The sequence below is a fragment of the Streptomyces sp. UH6 genome, assembly GCF_013421635.1.
Taxonomy (GTDB): Bacteria; Actinomycetota; Actinomycetes; order Streptomycetales; family Streptomycetaceae; genus Streptomyces; species Streptomyces abyssomicinicus.
This window is the reverse complement of sequence record NZ_JACADT010000923.1, coordinates 1-2,268: the sequence shown is the minus strand read 5'-3', so window position 1 is coordinate 2,268 and position 2,268 is coordinate 1. Positions and strand designations below refer to the sequence as shown.

1 protein-coding gene is annotated in these 2,268 nt (G+C 74.8%); it reads right to left on the bottom strand.

Annotated features, from left to right (window positions below; genetic code table 11):
- Positions 1–2,268: hypothetical protein (locus HW445_RS27600; RefSeq protein WP_218957443.1), on the bottom strand; the 2,268-nt coding region annotated here is incomplete at both ends.

Genomic DNA, 2,268 nt, shown 5'->3' with positions numbered 1-2,268 from the left:
GTGAGGAGCTCGGCCATCGGCCGGCCGAACGAGGGCGGGGCGAGGAGGGGACCGAGCGGGTCGGGCAGGCCGCCGCCGAGGAGGTCGGCGCCGTCGATGCGGGCGGTGACCCGTGTGGTGACGGCCTGTTCGGGGTCGGTGGCGGCGCGGACGGCGTCGGCGATGCCGCTGAGCGGTACGGCGGGTTCGTCGGCCTGGTCGGCGCGGGCCTGGGCGGCGAGCAGCGCGCGCTGGTGGGCCTTGGCGGCGGTGCGGAAGTTGGCGGTGATGGTGGTGCGCCGCTGGGCGGTGGAGTCGGGCAGGTCGACGAGGGCGAGGCCGGCTCCTTCGCCCAGCCAGCCGTACCAGCCACCGGAGTGGGCGGGCATGGCGGCGGACCAGGCACGGGGGCCGGAGGCTCCCTCGACGTCCCATCCGACGCGGTAGGTGGCGGAGTTGTCGGTCGGGCCGTCCGCGACGACGAGGACGGCGAGGTCGGGCTTCTCGCTGCCGGAGAAGTCGGCGACCGCGATCCCGGCTCCGGCGACGGCCGGCCAGCTGCCGGGTATCGCCCGGGTGTTGCTCCAGCCCCCGGTGACCTTGCCGCGGGCGTTGATCCGCCATCCCACCCGGTAGGAGCCGGTGACCTGCCCCCCGTTCTCCTCCATCAGCATGACGATCAGCTCGGGACGCAGGTCCTGGTCGAGGTCGGCGACCGCGACGTCCACGGCGCGTACCCGGGGCGCGGTCTCGGACGGGCGGCCGGGCCAGGGGATCTCGACGGAGTCCTCCCAGCCGCCGCGCGCGAGGCCGGTGTCGGGGTCGATGTTCCAGCCGATCCGCAGGAAGAGGCGGCGGTTGCCGGTGAATCCGCCGAGGTAGACGACGATCAGTTCCTGGTTGCCGTCACCGTCGAGGTCGGCGAGGGTGGCGCTGCCGCCGCCGACGTGCACGTACTCGGTGAGCGCGCCGCCCGAGCCGGTGGGGGTGGACATCGGGCTGGGCATGGCGACCGGCCCCACCCACCGTGCCGGGTCGCCGTTCGCGTCGAGGTCACGTCCGATGGTGTAGCGGCCGAAGTTCCCCGGGGTGGTTCCGTTGACGGTCTCCTCGATCCAGAAGAGCACCACGTCGGGGCGCCCGGACCGGTCGAGGTCGGCGGCGGCGACGCCGAAGCCCTGGGTGACCTCGTGGGTCATCCGGCCGCCGAGCCCTGTCTTGAGCGACCATCCGCCGCGGACGGTGCCGTCGAAGTCGGTGCTCCTGCCGAAGCGCAGGTAGGGCGTGTTCGCGCCGGACGGTGCGTCGACGTGCCCGACCAGGAGGTTGGAGAAGAAGCCGAGCTGGGGCCGCCAGCGGATGTCGCGCGGCGGGGCGGCCTCCATGGCGCCCTTGCCGCCGAAGACGGGGGCTCCCAGGGAGCGCCAGGTGTTGTCGCCCGCGCGGTCGGCGTGCCACAGGACCCCGCCGGCGACGGCGTGGACCACGGAGCCCGAGACGGTGGCGACGAGTGCCTGGTCGGGGACGCCCGGGATGCGGCCGCCGCCGACCGGGACGCCGTCGAAGGTGGAGGAGAAGGAGCAGGCGAGGATCCGGGCGTCGGTGGTGCAGACCAGGGCCCGGCCGTCGTGGCCCCGGCCGAGGTTGCCGGCGATGGCGGGCGCGCCCTGGACGGGCTGCCAGAGGAGGTAGCCGAAGAGGGCGAGCTTGGTGCTGACCTGGAGGACTCCGTCGACCCCGGTGCCGAGGTTCTTGGTGGCGCTGATGCCGTCGGGCACGCCCCGCCAGACGTCGAAGGCGAGGGCCGGGATGCCGGTGAGGGAGGTGTGGGTCCAGCCCGCGCCCTCGTCCGCCCACCGCCAGAGCTTCCCCTCGGTGTCGAGCAGGTTGAGCGCCCAGGTGTCCACCACGCGGACGCCGCGGATGAGGCGGCCGCCGGGGTTGCGGCCCGGCTCCCAGCTCCAGTTGGCGCCCTTGCCCCTGAGCGCGTGCAGGACGCCGTTGGTGTCCGCGCAGTAGACCGTCTGGTTGAGGTACTGGTTGTTGCCGGGGCCGCTCGGCGGGTTGCGGCGGACGGCCGCCGCGAGCGCGCCGTCGCCGCCGTGGAGGGGGGCGACGCCGCCCTTGCCGTGGTCGAGCCACACCCAGCGGTCGCCGTCCCAGAAGAGCTGGCGCAGGGTGCCGTCGGCGCCGGTGACGAAGACGTGCAGGTCCTGGCAGGCGACCGGGGAGGACGAGGCGGTGGTGCCGGGCGGGGTGCCGTGGTCGACCCAGCCGGGGACGCCGCCC